Below are 17,018 nucleotides of genomic sequence, written 5' to 3'. Positions count from 1 at the left end.
CTTCTGCCAGACAAATGAATGTCTGCGCACGGAAACCGGCACACGTGACCGCGTTGATATAATGCAGACGCTCGCTTTATACCAGCAAGAATCGTTAACAGGATCAGCTTGCGACGAAAGATTTAGCTGTCTATCTTTTCGCCGTTCAAAATGCGGTAGGTAGGCTTGTACATTGTGACCAGTTCTTCGGCCGCAGTTGGATGAACTGCCATGGTCCGATCGAAGTCATCCTTGGTTGCACCTGCCTTAAGCGAAATGCCGAGAAGCTGTGCCATTTCACCCGCATCCGGCCCCATTATATGTGCACCGATAACCCTGCGGCTCTTGGCGTCTACAATGAGCTTCATGAGCATTTTCTCGTTTCGGCCCGAAAGCGTATTCTTCATCGGGCGGAACAAGGCGCGATAGACTTCCAATTCAGGATATTTCTTTGCAGCCTCATCTTCCGGTAACCCAACAGTTCCAATTTCTGGCTGCGAGAAGACTGCTGTTGCAATCAGTTCATGATCAGGTTTTGTCGGATTATCCTTGAAGGCTGTTTCAAGGAAACACATGGCTTCATGAATGGCTACAGGCGTCAGTTGAACGCGATTGATGACATCGCCAACTGCCCAGATGTTGGAAACACTGGTGCGTGAATAGTCATCAACTTCGATTGCACCGAGAGCATCGGTCTTAACACCGGCTTTCTCCAACCCAAGGCCCTGCGTATTCGGCTTACGACCAATGGCCAGCATGGCCTGCCCGACATTAAGCGTTTCGCCGTTACTCAGTGAGACTTTGAGGCTGCCGTCTGGCTGCTTTTCGACATTCTCGAAAATCGCACCGCAAATAATGCGAATACCCTTTGCTTCCATTGTTTCATGAAGCAAGTGGCGGATATCGGGATCAAAGCGGGAGAGAATTTCCTTACCCCGATAAACAATCGTGGTTTCAACGCCGAGGCCATGGAAAATATTGGCAAATTCAACTGCGATGTAACCACCACCAGCAATCACGATTGATTTCGGCAGCTCTTCAAGGTGAAAAGCTTCGTTAGAGCTGATGCAATATTCATTGCCTGGCAAGGCTTCGTGCGCGCTTGGGTGGCCACCTGTCGCGATCAGAATCTGATCAGCAGTGACGCGGCGTCCGTCTGCCTTCAGCTCGATTGTATGCTCATCGATCAGTTCGGCGCGGCTCGCAAAAATCTCAACCTTCGAATTTTCGAGCCCCTTGCGATAGAGGCCTTCAAGACGGGTGATTTCCTTGTCCTTCGCATCAATCAGCTTTTTCCAATCAAAAGTGCTTTTGCCGACGTCCCAGCCATAGCCAGCAGCATCTTCAAAATGTTCTGGAAACTGGGAGGCATAGACAAAGAGTTTCTTTGGTACGCAGCCGCGAATGACGCAGGTGCCACCCATACGATATTCTTCGGCCAGTCCGACCTTTTTGCCCATGGCGCCAGCAAGACGCCCTGCCCGGACACCACCGGAACCACCACCGATAACAAAAAGATCATAATCGTAGCTGGTCATGGTGTTCTCCATTCAAAATCTGGAGCGCGTTTCAATCTGATTGAATCAGTTTGGCGCTCTAATGCTTTGTTTAAACGCGCATCTTTCCCGAAAACCGCTTCACACTTTTCGGGATGCGCTCAAGTATTGAAACCTATGTAAGCAAAAGAAAAAGCCCGGCCAAGTGGCCGGGCTTTTAAAATCTGCGTTACAATAGCAAATTACTGCTGAGCTGGCTGTTCGGGAGCTGGGGCGGCGGTTGCGCCAGCCTGTGCTGCGAGAACTTCTGCAACTGACGTTGCGAGATCGCGCGCAATACCGTTCTGCCAGATGTTGGCAGCCTTAACGACTTCGCGCGTTACGATTGGGCCTTCTGCAAGAAGCTTCTTACCAGCGTCAGACGTATAGAAAGCAGCAATTGCCTTGAGCTCGTCTTCGCTGAATGCGTTTGCGTAAGCGCGCGCAGATTCGGTTTCGAGGTCTGCACGGCGAGCGGCGAGCGCCAGAGCTTTGTCATCAACCGTCTTGGTGATGAGTGCTTCAAGGTTAGGATCTTTCTGAATGAGCTCACCTTTGAGGGCGCGCGCAGCACTCGGCAGGATCTCGTCGAACTGCTCAGTGGCATTGATCGAGGAGATTGCTGCACGTGCAGCGTCCAGATGCGATGCAGAAATCTCCTGAGCAGAGGCCGCATGAACGCCTGTCATCAGGACGAGTGCGGAAAACGGTGCAATCAGACGGCGGAAGCCAGTTGCCGGGATCATATGGTCAGTACTCCGTTCAAACAATTCTTGTCGGCGTTTTAAGGCCGGTTCATGGTTCGGATGCCGCCAGCGCCTGCGATAACCGCGGCATTTGCCAGTCCGATGAAAAGTCCATGCTCAACAACACCCGGTATGGCGAAGAGAGCGTCAGATAGAATCTTTGGATCGGGAATGCGGCCAAAAGATGCATCCACGATATAATGTCCACCATCCGTTACAAACGGCGAGCCATCTTTTAACCGCAGGACTAGCGGACCTGCAAGGCCGCATTGCGCAGCAGCCATTTCAATAGCGCGCAAAGTTGCGCCAAGGCCGAATCGATTGACTTCAATCGGCAAAGGAAAACGGCCAAGTGTTTCAACAACTTTCGATCCGTCCGCAATGACAATCACTGAGTCGGAAGCAGCGGCAACAATCTTTTCGCGCAGCAAAGCGCCACCGCCACCCTTTATAAGGGTCAGGTTTACATCCAACTCGTCTGCACCATCGATAGTGAGATCAAGGTGTGGAGTTTCTTCGAGGGTGGTCAGAGGAACGCCGAGTTCAGTGCAAAGAGCAGCCGTGCGTTCAGAAGTCGGAACACCGATAACCTTGAAACCGCCACTTACTTTTTCAGCGAGCAACCGTACGAATTCTTCGGCTGTAGAACCGGTACCAATTCCCAGACACATTCCGTCCCTGACGTGCGTCAATGCCTCTGCAGCGGCGGCGATTTTCAGCTTGCGTGCGTCATTCATGCCTGAATTCCTGATTTCCCAGCGGATTCTCATCCGGCTCCAAGAACGCCTCTAGCATGTGCGTGGAGCGCAACAAAGCTCTCAATACAAATTATCGCGATTTTTGCGATAGGCCCTCGTTTCTGCGTTAAGTTTAGCCTATTTGAAACAACGGTTAGAAATGCGCTCGCAAGTCTCGTTGCTGAAGGAAGTCATATGTCCGCTGTAAATTCCAAGCCTATCATCGTTTTCGATCTCGACGGCACACTGGTTGAAACAGCACCGGACCTTTTGGACAGCTTAAATCATTGTCTTGCAATTTCAGGTTTGCAAACTGCTGACAAGGATTCCCTGCGCCGCTTTGTTGGACAAGGAGGTCGCGTCATGATCGAGCGCGCCTTTGCTGCACAGCAAAAGCAGGTTGACGATGCGAAACTCGATCATCTGGTCGAAGAATTCCGCGAGCATTATGCAGCACATATGCCAGGACATTCGACGTTTTATCCGGGCGTTCTCGAAGCTATGGATCGCTTCTCCGCAAACGGATATACACTCGCCGTATGTACAAATAAGTTTGAAGCCCTTTCCGTCAAACTTCTGACGTCAATGGGCGAAGCGCACCGCTTTGCTGCTATCTGCGGCGCAGACACATTTGCTTTCCGCAAACCCGATCCGCGTCATCTGACGGAGACGATCCTCAAAGCCAATGGCAACCGTGACCGCGCAGTGATGGTTGGAGACAGCCGCACCGATATCGATACAGCTAAAGCCGCAGGTATTCCTGTCGTCGCAGTTGATTTCGGTTATACTGATCTCCCAGTCCAGCATTATGAACCGAGCCGCGTTATCTCTCATTATGATGAGTTTACGCTTGAAATGGCCGAACAACTTTTGGAAGCCGTTGCAGACAGGGTGTGAAATAAGGCGAGATGATTATGAAGCGATTTCTTATATTTACCGCTGTTTTCTCAACGGCATTATCAGCAAACGCTTTTGCAAACGATCAGTCACCAACTGGTCTTCCCGGCGTAGAACCACAGAAGCCAATCGTTTCGGCTCCTCCGCCTGCGCCGGAACCTAACTCTCAGCCCGCCGGAACATGGAAGAATTTCCGCATCGGCAATACCGACGTTTCGATCTCCGGCAGTGTCACTGTTGACGTTGGAACCGGGGGCAGCCGCACTTCAGGGCGTTAGAGCGCTGCTCGATTTGATTGAATCAAATCGACGCTCTAATTGTCCAGTTTCACGCGTATCTTATCAGAAAACCGTTTCATACTTTTCAAGATACGCTCTAACCCTACTCATAATGATCCAAGCCAGACCAAACCGCAGGCAGCTGGTTTGGCAGATCTTCCGCGATAAGCCCATGACCAAAGCGTCGAGCGGCATCAGCGTGAACCCAAACGGCTGCACTTGCCGCCTCAAAGGCGGGCATTCCCTGCGAAAGCAATCCACAAACGATACCAGCAAGCACATCGCCCGATCCGGCAGTCGCCAGAAATGGTGTACCGTTCGCGTTGATAACGGCTTGCCCATCAGGAGCCGCTATCACCGTATCTGGACCTTTATAGATCAACACTGCATTCGCGCGCTTCGCTGCTTTACGTGCCTTGCCGGTCTTGGACAGATTGTTCTCAGCCGAAATATCAGGAAAAAGACGCCGAAATTCGCCTTCATGTGGTGTGAGAACGAGAGCTGTATGTGAACTGCGTTTCGCGTAAAAAAGCTGCTCAGGCTTGCTTTCAAATGCCGTGATGCCATCGGCATCCAGCACCAGTCCATTCAAATTTTCGGCGCGGCCATTAACGGCTGTCAGGAGCATCGAGGCGTGGTCGCGCGCGAATGACGGGCTGCTGTAGCCCGGCCCCAGCACACAGGCAGCAACCTTTCGGTCAATCGTGAACGCTTCAATATCTTTGATGCCGCGTGTTTCCCGCACCATGATGCTTGTTAAATGCGCTGCATTGACTGACAGCGCATCAGGCGGAGACAACAACGTTACCGCCCCTGCTCCGCTTCGTGCCGCTGCCATTGATGACAGACGCGCAGCGCCAGTCGAATGCGCAGGCCCGGAAAATACTGCCGCATGACCACGGCTATATTTATGTGCGTTCGTTGAAAGCGTAGGTAAGCTATCTCGCCAAAGCTGGGGCGCATTTTCAAAAGTGTTGGGTTTTATCTTGTTGAGCACATCGTCAGAAACACCGATGTCCGCGACATGCAGCACGCCGCAATGAGTTCGGCCAGGCTGCAACAGGTGTCCAGGTTTTTTCCGGAAAAACGTCACGGTCGCCCGCGCCTGAATTCCCGTTCCAAGAACCTGTCCACTTTCACCAGACACGCCGCTGGGTAAATCTATTGCGAGTACAGGAATATTTGATGCATTGACCGCTTCTATTACGCGAGCCTCAGCCCCTCCCACAGGACGCGCCAAGCCCGCCCCATAAACGGCATCAATAACACCGATGAAGTCGGCTGGTATCAAAGCGCTTATCCGGCGCACTTCGCCTTTATAAAAGAGAAGCGCGCGCATCGCATCGCTTCCCGGACGTGGCTGCGCTGTTCCGAAACAAATAACATCGCGTCCGGCTTCGAGCAGAAACTGCGCGGCAACATAGCCATCACCGCCATTGTTTCCCGGCCCACAGAGGATCGCGATCGGCCCTTCGCCGATAAACATGCGTTGCGCGACATCAGCAACGGCATGACCTGCGGCTAGCATTAGAGAAAAGCCATCCCGCTGTCCGGTGTCTATTGTCAGACTATCTGCACGTGCCATTTCTTCCGGTGTCAACAGTTCGAACATGACACACACTTCCCTTCTGATTGTCCGGGTGATTAATTACGCGGCAGTCGCTTCAGTGCAAGATTGACTAACTTCTTTGCATTTTGTCTAATTTTTAATCACGTCTAACGAGATCGAAACCCTATTGAAAATCTTTCACACATACCGCCTTGTTTCCATGACAATAATAATGCCACTCTACAGCAAAGAAAGTTGCACTTCTGAAACTATTGAAAATGCGCTAGCCTCGGCTTTAGTGCCATTTTCACGGGGAGTGACGGGGTAACTTCGGGAAAATTTGCTTGAAAAAGTATGGAATGTAAAATTTTTGGTCAACACAGATCGAGTTGGCACAGTTCATGCTTCTATATCTGTGAAACGGGCACGATGCCCATTTCCGAACAAGAGCGGAGACCATTCTCTGATGAAAAAGATCGAAGCCATCATTAAGCCTTTCAAGCTCGATGAAGTGAAGGAAGCCCTTCAGGAAGTTGGTTTGCAGGGAATTACTGTAATTGAAGCCAAGGGCTTCGGCCGGCAGAAAGGCCACACCGAGCTTTACCGCGGTGCGGAATATGTCGTCGATTTTCTTCCCAAGGTGAAAGTCGAAGTTATCGTCGCCGACGAAACCGTCGATGGCGCCATTGAAGCTATTCGCAAGGCAGCCCAGACGGGTCGTATTGGCGACGGTAAGATTTTCGTCTCCAATATCGAAGAAGTTATCCGTATCCGTACCGGTGAATCCGGCGTGGATGCTATCTGATAAAACCAGCCTACCGACCATCGTCGTGCAAACAGGATACTAAAATGACGACTGCCAATGACATTCTGAAACAGATCAAAGACAACGACGTCAAGTTTGTTGATCTCCGCTTCACAGACCCAAAGGGCAAGCTGCATCACGTCACGATGGATATCGGCCTCGTAGACGAAGAAATGTTCGTTGATGGCGTCATGTTCGACGGCTCTTCGATTGCTGGCTGGAAGGCCATTAATGAATCCGACATGGTTCTCATGCCAGATCCGGAAACGGCTCATATTGACCCGTTCTTCGCTCAGTCCACGCTGGTTATTCTCTGCGACATTCTTGATCCTATTTCGGGTGAAGCTTATGGCCGCGACCCACGCACGACTGCAAAGAAGGCTGAAGCCTACATGAAGTCGCTCGGCATCGGCGACACCGTTTACGTCGGTCCAGAAGCTGAATTCTTTGTCTTTGACGACGTGAAGTACAAGGTTGATCCATTCAACACAGGCTTCAAGCTCGACTCGACCGAACTGCCATCGAATGACGACACCGATTACGAAACCGGTAACCTCGGTCATCGTCCACGCGTCAAGGGTGGTTATTTCCCTGTTCCGCCAATCGACAGCGCACAGGACATGCGTTCGGAAATGCTCACCGTTTTGACGGAAATGGGCGTGACCGTTGAAAAGCATCACCACGAAGTGGCTTCGGCCCAGCACGAACTCGGCGTCAAGTTCGATACGCTTGTTCGCAACGCCGACAAGATGCAGATCTACAAGTATGTTGTGCATCAGGTTGCCAACGCTTACGGCAAGACTGCAACCTTCATGCCGAAGCCAGTTTTCGGCGACAACGGTTCAGGCATGCACGTTCACTTCTCTATCTGGAAAGAAGGCAAGCCAACCTTTGCTGGCAACGAATATGCCGGTCTGTCGGAAAACTGCCTGTTCTTTATCGGTGGCGTTATCAAGCACGCCAAGGCTGTGAACGCATTCACCAACCCATCGACCAACTCCTACAAGCGTCTGGTCCCAGGTTATGAAGCTCCGGTTCTGCTAGCCTATTCGGCGCGTAACCGTTCGGCTTCCTGCCGTATTCCATTCGGCTCGTCTCCGAAGTCGAAGCGCCTTGAAGTTCGCTTCCCGGATCCAGCAGCGAACCCATACCTCTGCTTCGCAGCTCTGCTGATGGCTGGTCTTGACGGTATCAAGAACAAGATCCACCCAGGTCAGGCTATGGACAAAGACCTTTACGATCTGCCTGCAAAGGAACTCAAGAAGATTCCAACCGTCTGCGGTTCGCTTCGTGAAGCTCTGCAGTCGCTCGATAAGGATCGCGAGTTCCTCAAAGCTGGTGGCGTTTTCGAAGACGACCAGATCGATAGCTTCATCGAAATCAAGATGGCTGAAGTGCTGCGTTACGAAACAACGCCGCATCCAGTCGAGTTCGACATGTACTACTCGGTTTAACCTATTGTGCGGGTGGGCAACCACCCGCTCTGGTTACTTGTTTAAAGCGCATCTTATCCAAAATAGTTTCACACTTTTCAGGATGCGCTTGGATTACCGAGGGGAACGACGTGCTGAAGCACGCGAAAGAAAACCCGGCGTAAGCCGGGTTTTCTATTAATATCAATCTATTATGTTCATTAGTTGAATAAAAACTAGAGCGCCTGCAGCACCTGAGCGGCAACCATCATTTCGCCCTTGCGCGTCTTGCGGCGGGCCTGCGCTTCGGCATCTTCGCCCCAATGCTCAATGGTCCAGTCTTCATCAAGGTGCGCGCGTGTCCAACCGTCTTCGACGGATATCTCGCCCTTGGCAATTGCCAGCGCGATAAGTGCCGAGCCAGTTAGTGTCGTCATGGTATGGAGCGACGCAAGTGCAATTGGATTTTTGAATTCCGACAGATGAACGCCATAGGCAGTAATCGCTTCGCGTGATTGCTCGACATGCATCACACCTTCGGCCAGTGCGAAGCGTGCCCCCAGACTTTCAGCCCAGTCAATCAATGGGTCCCATTGTTCAGTCTGCCGGGCAACCAGTTCTTTCGGGGTCGCGGCACGATAACAAATCATGTCCGTACCGGCAAAGCGCAAGATATCTTCAAACACTGCCTGCGGATCCTGCGCGATACCATCGACGGCTGTGTTTACCAGACGTGTGGCTGGCATTTTGGAAGGGTCAATAACCTTTTCCTGCGAACGGAACTCTTCAGCGACGATTTCAGCAGCGGATGCTGTGGGCAAGAGCAGAACAGCACGTGCCGGCGTTTTGACCGGGCGGCCATCCAGATGCACAGTAAAACCGCCTTCGACTTCCGCAACCTCAGCCTTTTCGTAAAAACGTTTCGGCAAAGGCGTCCGCATCAGCTCCTGCGAGCGGGCCACCGGGTCTTTCTGGGAAATCGGCATTTCGGCTTGTGGGTCGCTCAGAGTGTCGCGCATTATCATATATCCAGTTCTTACAGCTATCGTGTCGCAATCAATTACGAAACCAAGGCATCCATTTCATGCAGGATAGCATGGAGTTCTTCAGGCTTATTCAGGACGTGATGAGCGCCTGCTTCCACAAGTGAGGTTGGGCCATGATAGCCCCAGGAAACACCGGCAGCACGTGCGCCTGCTGAACGCGCCATTTGCATATCGTAGATTGCATCGCCAATTACGATCGTTTGGTCCGGTTCTATCCCCATTTCAGCGCAAGATTCAAGCACCATGGCTGGATGTGGTTTGGAAGGACAATCATCAGCAGTACGAATGACCATAAAATGGTGTCCAATTCCGTGACGCTCAAAGACCGAGCGTACGCCGCGTTGCGACTTACCTGTCACAATACCCAACAGAAGATCATCGCGACTGCCAAGCTCTGTCAGCAATGGCAAGATACCATCATAAAGTGGCTCTGCGAAATCTGGTGCCTGACGCAGCCGAACAAAGTTTTCCTTATAGCGCTGTGTAAGCCAGTTGACCTGCTCATCGACTTCACGACCAAGCAATTGCGCAATAGCCAATGGAAGCGAAAGACCAATGATTGAATGGGTCTGAGCAATTTCCGGCGGCTGCAATCCTGCATCAATAAAGCTTGCAGCCATGCAATGGTGAATCGTATCACCGCTATCGACAAGCGTACCGTCACAATCAAAGAGAACGAGTTTCATCGGGCAACTCCGGCTTTTGCTGGTCGATTGATGATAAGCAGGCCCAGCCCGATCAGGGCGAGTGCAGCGAAGATTTTCCAGCCAAGATGTTCGTTGAGCAATATTCCACTCAACAGCACACCGAAAGCGGGCGTGAGAAACGCAAAATTAGACAGTTTGGAAGCCGGATAGCGTCGTACCATCCAGAACCACAATGGATAGGTCACAGCTACTACAAACACCGATTGAAACAGAAATGACAGAACCGAGAGCATATCCGGATCACGGATCAATGGACCACTCAGCGACATGAATGGTAATGGAACCAGAGCTGCCACTGCCAGCTGATAAAGAAGCGTCTTTTCGGGCGCAGCACTTGCAAGTTTCGTCCGCTTAATGACGAGCGTCGTCATTCCCCACAGCATTCCTGATATCAGCGCAAGCAAATCACCATAGACCGCATTGGGGCCAGGCCGACTGATATGGTCCGAAAAGACAACAAAGACACCGAGGAATGCCACACACATACCAATGAAGGCGCGCATGGACATGCGCTCACCCAAAAGAAAATGACTGCCGATCGCCACCCAGAATGGCATCACGTTCATCATCAGAGTGACACGCCCGACGCTGGTGAGTTCCATGGCGAGAAAGATCAGGACAAATTCAACACCAAAGAGAAGGCCGGCCAGAATGCCGGGCTTTAAAGTGCCATCTCGTCCAAAAAGCGGAATACGTTTCCAGTAGCACCAGAGAAAAACACAAAGGCCACCCAATGCTGCACGACCTGCGGCCATGAGCATGGGGTTGAAACCGCGATTGCCGATCTTGATGGCAACCTGATTAAGCCCCCATGTGAACATGATGAACATGACAAGCGCGATAGCCAGTCCATCAAACGACACCCGGCCCTGAGCCGTTCCTCCCCCAGCACCCGACATTCTTATTCTTCCGCGTTTGCCTCATCGAAGCCAAGCAAGTTCCAAGACTGCACCATATGTGGTGGCAGAGGTGCCGTGACATCAATGATGCCGCCTGCAGGATTGGGAATACGAATGCGGCGCGCATGCAGATGCAGCTTTTTTTGAATGCCGCCCGGAAATTCCCAGTTCTGATCTGCTTCAAAATATTTCGGATCGCCGATGATCGGATGGCCGATGTGTGCTGCGTGGACACGAAGCTGGTGGGTGCGGCCTGTATAAGGTTCCATCTCCAGCCAGGTCAGATTGTTACCAATCTTTTCGATGATCCGGTAATAAGAAACGGCGTGATCGGAATCCGGTTCACCATGCTGGCAAACGCGCATCTTATCGCCGTCAGGCGTCTGTTCTTTTACAAGCCATGTCGAAATCTTGTCTTCACGCTTGCGTGGAACGCCTTTCACCAAAGCCCAATAGGTCTTTTTGGTGTCGCGCTCCCTGAACGATGCAGTCAGCGCCTGTGCTGCTCCGCGTGTGCGGGCAACCACCAGAACGCCAGATGTGTCCCGGTCAATACGATGCACCAGACGTGGCTTTTCACCCCGCTTGTTGCGCCATGCTTCGAGCATGCCGTCAACATGGCGAACAAGGCCAGAACCGCCCTGCACTGCCAGACCCGCAGGCTTGTTAAAAACAAATACCTTCGGATCTTCATAGATCAGCATCTGTTTGAGAACATCACCATCCTGCTGGCTGCGGATGGTTTTTGCTGTCATTGGTCCAGCGGCCTTTTCATCGACCTCCAGCGGCGGAATGCGCACCATCTGGCCTGCCTGCAAACGTGTGTCTGACTTGGCACGACCGCCGTCGACGCGGACCTGACCGGAACGCAGCAATTTTTGCAGATGTCCGAACCCAAGTCCGGGAAAATGGACCTTGAACCAGCGATCAAGACGCATACCCGTCTCGTCTGCAGCCACACTTTTCTGTTCAACGCCTGCCATGAAAAACCCGATCAATACTTTTTTGGGCACGAACCAGCGTGCCTGACTTTTTATGCGTCTTATATCCGAGAGCCTGTTTCCGTCTTTCGAGATGCGCTTTAAATCAGTCAATAGACGCGCCAACGGCGGATTGCTAGGCTAAATTGGGGAAAACAACAATCTGCCGCTGTTTTGCTAAAGCAGGAATGCTCTGCAAAGAATAGGAATGCGGCTATGAATCTTCACGGTCGGTTACATGCATTTTTAATTTATGGTCAATCTTAACACGTATTCGCCACTTCTTGCCTTCATTGCATATTGATAGAACAACGGGACTACACCATTTAGTCCTGTGAAATAGAACGAGCGGGAGTGCGAAGGTGTCATTGCTCAAAATCTACTGGCGTGCCATGGAATATCTTGCGGCTGAGAAGGCTGCAACGATAACCATGTGTATTGCAAGCGTACTGGTTGCCCTTGTCATGTTGGCCGAACCGATCCTTTTTGGACGCGTTATTCAGGCTATCTCAGATAAAGGTGATATCTTTACGCAGCTCGCCATGTGGGCCGCACTTGGTGCGTTTAACATTGTCGCAGCGGTGTTTGTTGCGCGCGGTGCAGACCGCCTCGCCCATCGCCGTCGTCTCGGCGTGATGATCGACTCTTATGAGCGCATCATTACCATGCCGCTTTCGTGGCACCAGAAGCGCGGTACATCAAACGCACTGCACACGTTGATCCGCGCGACCGACTCCTTTTTCACGCTCTGGCTTGAATTCATGCGTCAGCACCTGACCACAGTTGTGGCTCTGGTCGCGCTTATTCCAGTCGCAATGAGCATGGATATGCGCATGTCCATGGTGCTAATCGTGCTTGGTGTCATCTATGTGATGATTGGCCAGCTCGTCATGCGCAAGACAAAGGATGGCCAGACGGCGGTTGAAAAACACCACCACAAGCTGTTCGAGCATGTCAGCGATACCATCAGCAACGTTTCGGTCGTGCAGAGCTATAACCGCATCGCTTCTGAAACACAGTCGCTGCGCCAATATGCAAAGAATCTGGAAAACGTCCAGTTTCCGGTTCTCAACTGGTGGGCGCTTGCCAGCGGTCTGAACCGAATGGCTTCGACGCTCTCGATGGTTATCGTGCTGATGCTTGGTGCGTATTTCGTGACCAAGGGCCAGATGCGCGTTGGTGATGTTATTGCCTTTATCGGTTTCGCTCAACTTATGATCGGTCGTCTTGACCAGATCAGCGCGTTCATCAACCAGACTGTAACAGCCCGCGCAAAGCTGGAAGAGTTCTTCGAAATGGAAGACGCGACCGCTGACCGTCAGGAACCGCAGGATGCAACCGATCTTGAAGATGTGAAGGGTGGCATTGTTTTCGATAATGTAACCTTCGAATTTCCGAATTCGGGTCAGGGCGTCTATGACGTGTCGTTCGAAGTCAAGCCTGGACAGACAGTGGCTATCGTTGGCCCAACGGGTGCTGGCAAGACAACACTGATCAATATTCTCCAGCGTGTGTTCGACCCTGCTGCAGGTCGCATTATGATCGACGGCACCGATACACGCACCGTCAGCCGCCGCTCGTTGCGTCATGCAATTGCAACCGTGTTCCAGGATGCAGGTCTGTTCAATCGTTCGGTCGAAGATAACATTCGTGTCGGTAACGAGAATGCCTCTAACGAAATGGTTCATGCTGCTGCAAAAGCTGCTGCCGCGCACGACTTCATTCTTGCAAAGGGCAACGGTTATGACACGGTCGTTGGTGAACGTGGTTCGCAGCTTTCAGGTGGTGAACGTCAGCGTCTCGCTATTGCTCGCGCTATCCTCAAGGATTCTCCGATCCTGGTGCTCGACGAGGCGACAAGTGCGCTTGACGTTGAGACAGAAGAAAAGGTCAAACAGGCTGTTGATGATCTGAGCCACAATCGCACGACCTTCATCATTGCGCACCGTCTGTCGACTGTTCGCTCTGCTGATATTGTCCTGTTCATGGATAAGGGACATCTGGTTGAACGCGGTAGCTTCGACGAACTGGCTGCACGCGGTGGCCGCTTCTCCGACCTGCTCCGCGCTGGTGGACTGCAACTTGAAGACAAGTCTGAAAAGGCTAAAGACGAAAGCAGTAATGTCATGCCGTTCCCGGTCAAGGGTTCAGCTGCCTGATCAACGACTACAGCCCAAAGAGAAAAGCCCGCTGCAAATACACGCAGCGGGCTTTTTCAGATGGAAACTTCAAAGCGCAACCCATCATAACCAGGCTCAACGTTATCGGGTGTTTCCCGCATGACTGTCTCGTAATCGAGCGGTATGTGCATGTGAGTCAGTATCGCGCGCTTAGGTCCAAAAAACTCAATCCATTCGAGCGCTTGCTCAAGTGAAAAGTGGCTTGGGTGAGGACGATACTGCAGTGCGCCGATAATCAGAATATCTGCATGGCGGATATATTTCAGGCTTTCATCTGGAAATGCGCTGACATCTGTGCAGTAAGCGACATTGCCGATGCGGAAGCCGAGCGATTCAATATCACCGTGAACCTGCGTGAATGGTTCAAACCGGATCGATCCGCCTGCTCCTGTAATCGTAAAAGCCGTTTCAGCGACGATGTCATGCATGGAGAGGATCGGCGGATAACTCGACCCTGCTGGCGTCTCGAAACAATAGCCAAAGGCATCAAACAGCCGATTGCGCGTCAGCCGGTTGGCGTACACATCCATCAGGCGCCTGTTTTCGACCACGTAGGTACGAAGATCATCGATCCCATGAATATGATCGGCATGTGGATGTGTGTAAACAGCTGCATCCAGCGACGGCACATCCGCATCGATCATCTGCGCTCGAAAATCCGGTCCCGTGTCGATCACGACGACGGTGCTGTTTCCTTCACCGTCGAACCGCTCCACAAGGAGTGCGGCGCGGCGACGCCGGTTTTTCGGATTTTCAGGATCACAATTGCCCCAATCACCGTTGATACGTGGCACACCGGGGGACGATCCGCACCCCAGAATTGTGAAACGCAAGCAATTGCGGGAAGCTGCCACGATGATTATTCTCCAGCAGGCTTTGGCATTTTGGAGAAAAGCCGGAAGACGTTTTCACTTGTGATGTCGGCTATCTCATCGCTGCTCACACCAATTGTGTCAGCTAAAACGGCTGCCGTGTGCTGCACAAATGACGGCTCATTGCGTTTACCGCGATGCGGCATCGGTGCGAGATATGGCGCATCTGTCTCGACCAGCAGACGATCACGCGGAACAATGCTTGCAACTTCGCGAATATCGGCTGAGTTCTTGAAGGTCAGAATACCGGAGAATGACACATAACCGCCAAGCTCAATGCCCTTCTCAGCCAATGCCCGACCGGACGAGAAACAGTGCAGGATAAAGGGAAACGCGCCCTTCGCCGTCTCAGATTCCAGAATGTCGGCCATATCCTGATCCGCGCTGCGCGCGTGAATCACGACCGGCAACTGTGTGCGACGTGCAGCTTCGATATGCGTGAGGAAGCCCTGACGCTGGGCTTCCGGCGGCGCATAATCATAATGATAGTCCAAACCCGCCTCGCCTATGGCGACGACTTTCGGATGCTCAGCCAGACGCACCAGATCATCGGCCGTGACATCGAGTTCCTCATGCGCATTGTTCGGGTGTGTTCCAACAGAACAATAGACGGACTCGTAATTCTCAGCGAGTGTCAGGATCGCATCGAACTTGCGTACACGCGTGCAAATTGTGACCATGCGCTTGATGCCAGCATTGAGCGCGCGCGCCACAACAGCATCGCGCTCTGGCTCGAAATCCGCAAAGTCGAGATGGCAGTGACTATCAACCAGCATATTCAGCTCAGTTCTGCTCTTCCGCTTCCACAAAGCGCGGGAAGACCGGCTGTGGTGCTGGTAGTTCGGCTCCACCGACAAGCGGGCTTGCAGTTACGTCAGAGAACTGACGCTTATCTGCCGGGATTGCCAGAGTATCGAGGAGCTTTTCAGCCGACTGCGGAATGAACGGCTGCACCATGATGCCGACGCGGCGGATCACTTCCGCGGTTACATAAAGCACCGTACCCATACGCGCAGGATCAGTCTTGCGCAGTGCCCACGGCTCCTGTCCCGCAAAGTAACGGTTTGCTTCCGCAACCACGGCAAAAATTGCACCAAGAGCAATATGCAGCGCCTGATCACCGACTGCCTTACGCGCAGTTTCCAGTGCCGCATCGGCCTGATCCAGAATAGCCGTGTCAGCATCCGAAAACTCACCAGGAACAGGAACCTTGCCTTCGCAGTTCTTGGCAATCATCGACAGCGAGCGCTGTGCAAGATTGCCCAGATCGTTGGCAAGATCGGCATTGGTGCGATTGACGATCGCATCATGGCTGTAGCTGCCATCTTGACCAAATGGTACTTCACGCATCAGGAAGTAGCGCAGCTGATCAAGACCATAACGCTCTACCAGTTCAAACGGATCGATGACGTTGCCAAGCGACTTCGACATCTTTTCACCGCGGTTGAACAGGAAGCCATGCGCAAACACGCGCTTTGGCAGCGGAACTCCCGCCGACATCAGGAATGCTGGCCAGTAGACTGCATGGAACCGCGAAATGTCCTTACCGATGATATGAGCATCGGCAGGCCAGTAGCCCCACTTTTCATCGGTTGTATCAGGATATCCAACTGCCGTGATGTAATTCGTCAGGGCGTCAACCCAGACATACATGACGTGCTTTTCATCACCCGGAACCGGAATACCCCAGTCGAATGTCGTGCGCGAAATCGAAAGGTCTTTCAGACCAGACTTTACGAAGCTCACGATCTCGTTGCGGCGTTCCGCAGGCATGATGAAGCCGGGATTCTTTTCGTAAAGTTCAAGAAGCTTGTCCTGATAATTGGACAGACGGAAGAAGTAGCTTTCTTCTTCAACCCATTCAACAGGGGTGCCCTGAGGACCGTAGCGGACATTATCCGCACGGACTTCCGTTTCCTCTTCGCCATAATAGGCTTCATCACGAACCGAATACCAGCCCGCATAGCCGCCTTTATAGATATCGCCATTGGCGGCCATTGCCTGCCAGATTGCCTGACTGGCCTTGTAATGGCGCTCTTCGGAGGTGCGAATATAATCGTCGTGCGAGCTGTTCAGAAACTCGCCCATGCGCTGGAAAGCAGCTGTGTTGCGATCTGCGAGTTCGCGTGGCGTAATGCCTTCCTTACGCGCACTCTGCAGCATCTTAATGCCGTGTTCGTCCGAGCCGGTCAGGAAGTGAACATCCTTGCCATCCAGACGCTGGAAACGCGCCATGGCATCAGTCGCAATCAATTCATAAGCATGACCGATATGCGGCTTGCCATTTGGGTAAGCGATTGCGGTGGTGATATAGAATTTTTCGCGGCTCATCAGAAATCCGGCTTCTTCAAGTGTGATGTTTAAAAAACGTTAGCGGTGACATAACGCAAGTGAAG

General features: G+C 52.2%; 16 protein-coding genes. 5 read left to right on the top strand and 11 right to left on the bottom strand.

The features are described from left to right. Positions 1–122: 122 nt before the first annotated feature. From gor to rpiA, 3 genes are all read right to left on the bottom strand, one after another. A complete protein-coding gene (gor, locus tag OIV19_RS06230; RefSeq protein ID WP_264231025.1) occupies positions 123–1,517 on the bottom strand; it encodes a glutathione-disulfide reductase in 1,395 nt (464 codons plus the stop codon). A gap of 200 nt (positions 1,518–1,717) precedes the next feature. Next, positions 1,718–2,260, bottom strand: a complete 543-nt coding sequence (locus OIV19_RS06225) for a DUF2059 domain-containing protein (protein ID WP_095446631.1) — start codon at positions 2,258–2,260, stop codon at positions 1,718–1,720. A 38-nt stretch (positions 2,261–2,298) separates the two neighbouring features. Further along, the gene (rpiA, locus tag OIV19_RS06220; protein WP_264231024.1) at positions 2,299–2,997 is read right to left on the bottom strand and encodes a ribose-5-phosphate isomerase RpiA; all 699 of its coding nucleotides are present in this window, start codon (positions 2,995–2,997) and stop codon (positions 2,299–2,301) included. Between the two features lie 195 nt (positions 2,998–3,192). Between rpiA and OIV19_RS06215 the strand changes: the two genes are divergently transcribed. Both OIV19_RS06215 and OIV19_RS06210 read left to right on the top strand, forming a co-directional pair. Continuing rightward, positions 3,193–3,894 (top strand): HAD family hydrolase, encoded by a 702-nt coding sequence (locus OIV19_RS06215; protein WP_095446629.1) that lies wholly within the window; start codon positions 3,193–3,195, stop codon positions 3,892–3,894. Between the two features lie 11 nt (positions 3,895–3,905). Further along, positions 3,906–4,172, top strand: coding sequence for a hypothetical protein (locus OIV19_RS06210; protein ID WP_095446628.1), 267 nt, complete (start codon positions 3,906–3,908; stop codon positions 4,170–4,172). A 103-nt stretch (positions 4,173–4,275) separates the two neighbouring features. On the opposite strand, the gene OIV19_RS06205 is transcribed toward OIV19_RS06210, so the two are convergent. Next, the gene (locus OIV19_RS06205; RefSeq protein ID WP_264231023.1) at positions 4,276–5,784 is read right to left on the bottom strand and encodes an NAD(P)H-hydrate dehydratase; all 1,509 of its coding nucleotides are present in this window, start codon (positions 5,782–5,784) and stop codon (positions 4,276–4,278) included. A gap of 403 nt (positions 5,785–6,187) precedes the next feature. Here OIV19_RS06205 and OIV19_RS06200 point away from each other — a divergent pair, with 403 nt between their 5' ends. Both OIV19_RS06200 and glnA read left to right on the top strand, forming a co-directional pair. Beyond that, positions 6,188–6,526 carry a P-II family nitrogen regulator gene (locus OIV19_RS06200; protein ID WP_007874909.1) on the top strand — a complete coding sequence of 113 codons (339 nt, stop codon included), beginning with the start codon at positions 6,188–6,190 and terminating at the stop codon, positions 6,524–6,526. A gap of 44 nt (positions 6,527–6,570) precedes the next feature. Continuing rightward, positions 6,571–7,980 (top strand): type I glutamate--ammonia ligase, encoded by a 1,410-nt coding sequence (gene glnA / locus OIV19_RS06195; RefSeq protein ID WP_095446626.1) that lies wholly within the window; start codon positions 6,571–6,573, stop codon positions 7,978–7,980. Between the two features lie 194 nt (positions 7,981–8,174). Here the strand turns inward: glnA and OIV19_RS06190 are convergent, their stop codons facing one another. The 4 genes from OIV19_RS06190 to OIV19_RS06175 are packed head-to-tail and all read right to left on the bottom strand — an operon-like array spanning position 8,175 to position 11,573. Continuing rightward, complete coding sequence (locus OIV19_RS06190; protein WP_095446625.1) at positions 8,175–8,957, bottom strand: ATP12 family chaperone protein; 783 nt, start codon at positions 8,955–8,957, stop codon at positions 8,175–8,177. Between the two features lie 41 nt (positions 8,958–8,998). Next, positions 8,999–9,670: an HAD-IA family hydrolase gene (locus OIV19_RS06185; protein WP_095446624.1), complete on the bottom strand. Its 672-nt coding sequence runs from the start codon at positions 9,668–9,670 to the stop codon at positions 8,999–9,001. After that, positions 9,667–10,590: a DMT family transporter gene (locus OIV19_RS06180; protein ID WP_151094904.1), complete on the bottom strand. Its 924-nt coding sequence runs from the start codon at positions 10,588–10,590 to the stop codon at positions 9,667–9,669. The genes OIV19_RS06185 and OIV19_RS06180 overlap by 4 nt, the downstream gene beginning before the upstream one ends. 2 nt (positions 10,591–10,592) lie before the next feature. Beyond that, positions 10,593–11,573, bottom strand: a complete 981-nt coding sequence (locus OIV19_RS06175) for an RluA family pseudouridine synthase (protein WP_095447901.1) — start codon at positions 11,571–11,573, stop codon at positions 10,593–10,595. A gap of 359 nt (positions 11,574–11,932) precedes the next feature. Here OIV19_RS06175 and OIV19_RS06170 point away from each other — a divergent pair, with 359 nt between their 5' ends. Beyond that, positions 11,933–13,729 carry a glucan ABC transporter ATP-binding protein/ permease gene (locus OIV19_RS06170; protein WP_264231022.1) on the top strand — a complete coding sequence of 599 codons (1,797 nt, stop codon included), beginning with the start codon at positions 11,933–11,935 and terminating at the stop codon, positions 13,727–13,729. Between the two features lie 56 nt (positions 13,730–13,785). Here the strand turns inward: OIV19_RS06170 and OIV19_RS06165 are convergent, their stop codons facing one another. The 3 genes from OIV19_RS06165 to metG are packed head-to-tail and all read right to left on the bottom strand — an operon-like array spanning position 13,786 to position 16,953. Beyond that, on the bottom strand, positions 13,786–14,604 hold the full coding sequence (locus tag OIV19_RS06165) for an MBL fold metallo-hydrolase (protein ID WP_264231021.1): 819 nt from the start codon (positions 14,602–14,604) through the stop codon (positions 13,786–13,788). 5 nt (positions 14,605–14,609) lie between these two features. Continuing rightward, positions 14,610–15,398, bottom strand: a complete 789-nt coding sequence (locus OIV19_RS06160) for a TatD family hydrolase (protein WP_264231020.1) — start codon at positions 15,396–15,398, stop codon at positions 14,610–14,612. A gap of 7 nt (positions 15,399–15,405) precedes the next feature. Next, positions 15,406–16,953, bottom strand: a complete 1,548-nt coding sequence (gene metG, locus OIV19_RS06155; RefSeq protein ID WP_264231019.1) for a methionine--tRNA ligase — start codon at positions 16,951–16,953, stop codon at positions 15,406–15,408. Between the last annotated feature and the right edge of the window lie 65 nt (positions 16,954–17,018).

This window comes from Brucella sp. HL-2, from assembly GCF_025846885.2.
Lineage (GTDB): Bacteria > Pseudomonadota > Alphaproteobacteria > Rhizobiales > Rhizobiaceae > Brucella > Brucella quorumnocens.
The sequence above is the reverse complement of the archived record's forward strand: the minus strand, read 5'-3'. Positions and strand labels throughout refer to the sequence as shown.

Coding starts and splice junctions, on each gene's coding strand:
- OIV19_RS06215 (WP_095446629.1), top strand. CDS start 3,193: ATGTCCGCTGTAAATTCCAAGCCTATCATCGTTTTCGATCTCGACGGC.
- gor (WP_264231025.1), bottom strand. CDS start 1,517: ATGACCAGCTACGATTATGATCTTTTTGTTATCGGTGGTGGTTCCGGT.
- OIV19_RS06225 (WP_095446631.1), bottom strand. CDS start 2,260: ATGATCCCGGCAACTGGCTTCCGCCGTCTGATTGCACCGTTTTCCGCA.
- metG (WP_264231019.1), bottom strand. CDS start 16,953: ATGAGCCGCGAAAAATTCTATATCACCACCGCAATCGCTTACCCAAAT.
- OIV19_RS06185 (WP_095446624.1), bottom strand. CDS start 9,670: ATGAAACTCGTTCTCTTTGATTGTGACGGTACGCTTGTCGATAGCGGT.
- OIV19_RS06210 (WP_095446628.1), top strand. CDS start 3,906: ATGATTATGAAGCGATTTCTTATATTTACCGCTGTTTTCTCAACGGCA.
- glnA (WP_095446626.1), top strand. CDS start 6,571: ATGACGACTGCCAATGACATTCTGAAACAGATCAAAGACAACGACGTC.
- OIV19_RS06180 (WP_151094904.1), bottom strand. CDS start 10,590: ATGTCGGGTGCTGGGGGAGGAACGGCTCAGGGCCGGGTGTCGTTTGAT.
- OIV19_RS06160 (WP_264231020.1), bottom strand. CDS start 15,398: ATGCTGGTTGATAGTCACTGCCATCTCGACTTTGCGGATTTCGAGCCA.
- OIV19_RS06200 (WP_007874909.1), top strand. CDS start 6,188: ATGAAAAAGATCGAAGCCATCATTAAGCCTTTCAAGCTCGATGAAGTG.
- OIV19_RS06190 (WP_095446625.1), bottom strand. CDS start 8,957: ATGCGCGACACTCTGAGCGACCCACAAGCCGAAATGCCGATTTCCCAG.
- OIV19_RS06205 (WP_264231023.1), bottom strand. CDS start 5,784: ATGTTCGAACTGTTGACACCGGAAGAAATGGCACGTGCAGATAGTCTG.
- OIV19_RS06175 (WP_095447901.1), bottom strand. CDS start 11,573: ATGGCAGGCGTTGAACAGAAAAGTGTGGCTGCAGACGAGACGGGTATG.
- rpiA (WP_264231024.1), bottom strand. CDS start 2,997: ATGAATGACGCACGCAAGCTGAAAATCGCCGCCGCTGCAGAGGCATTG.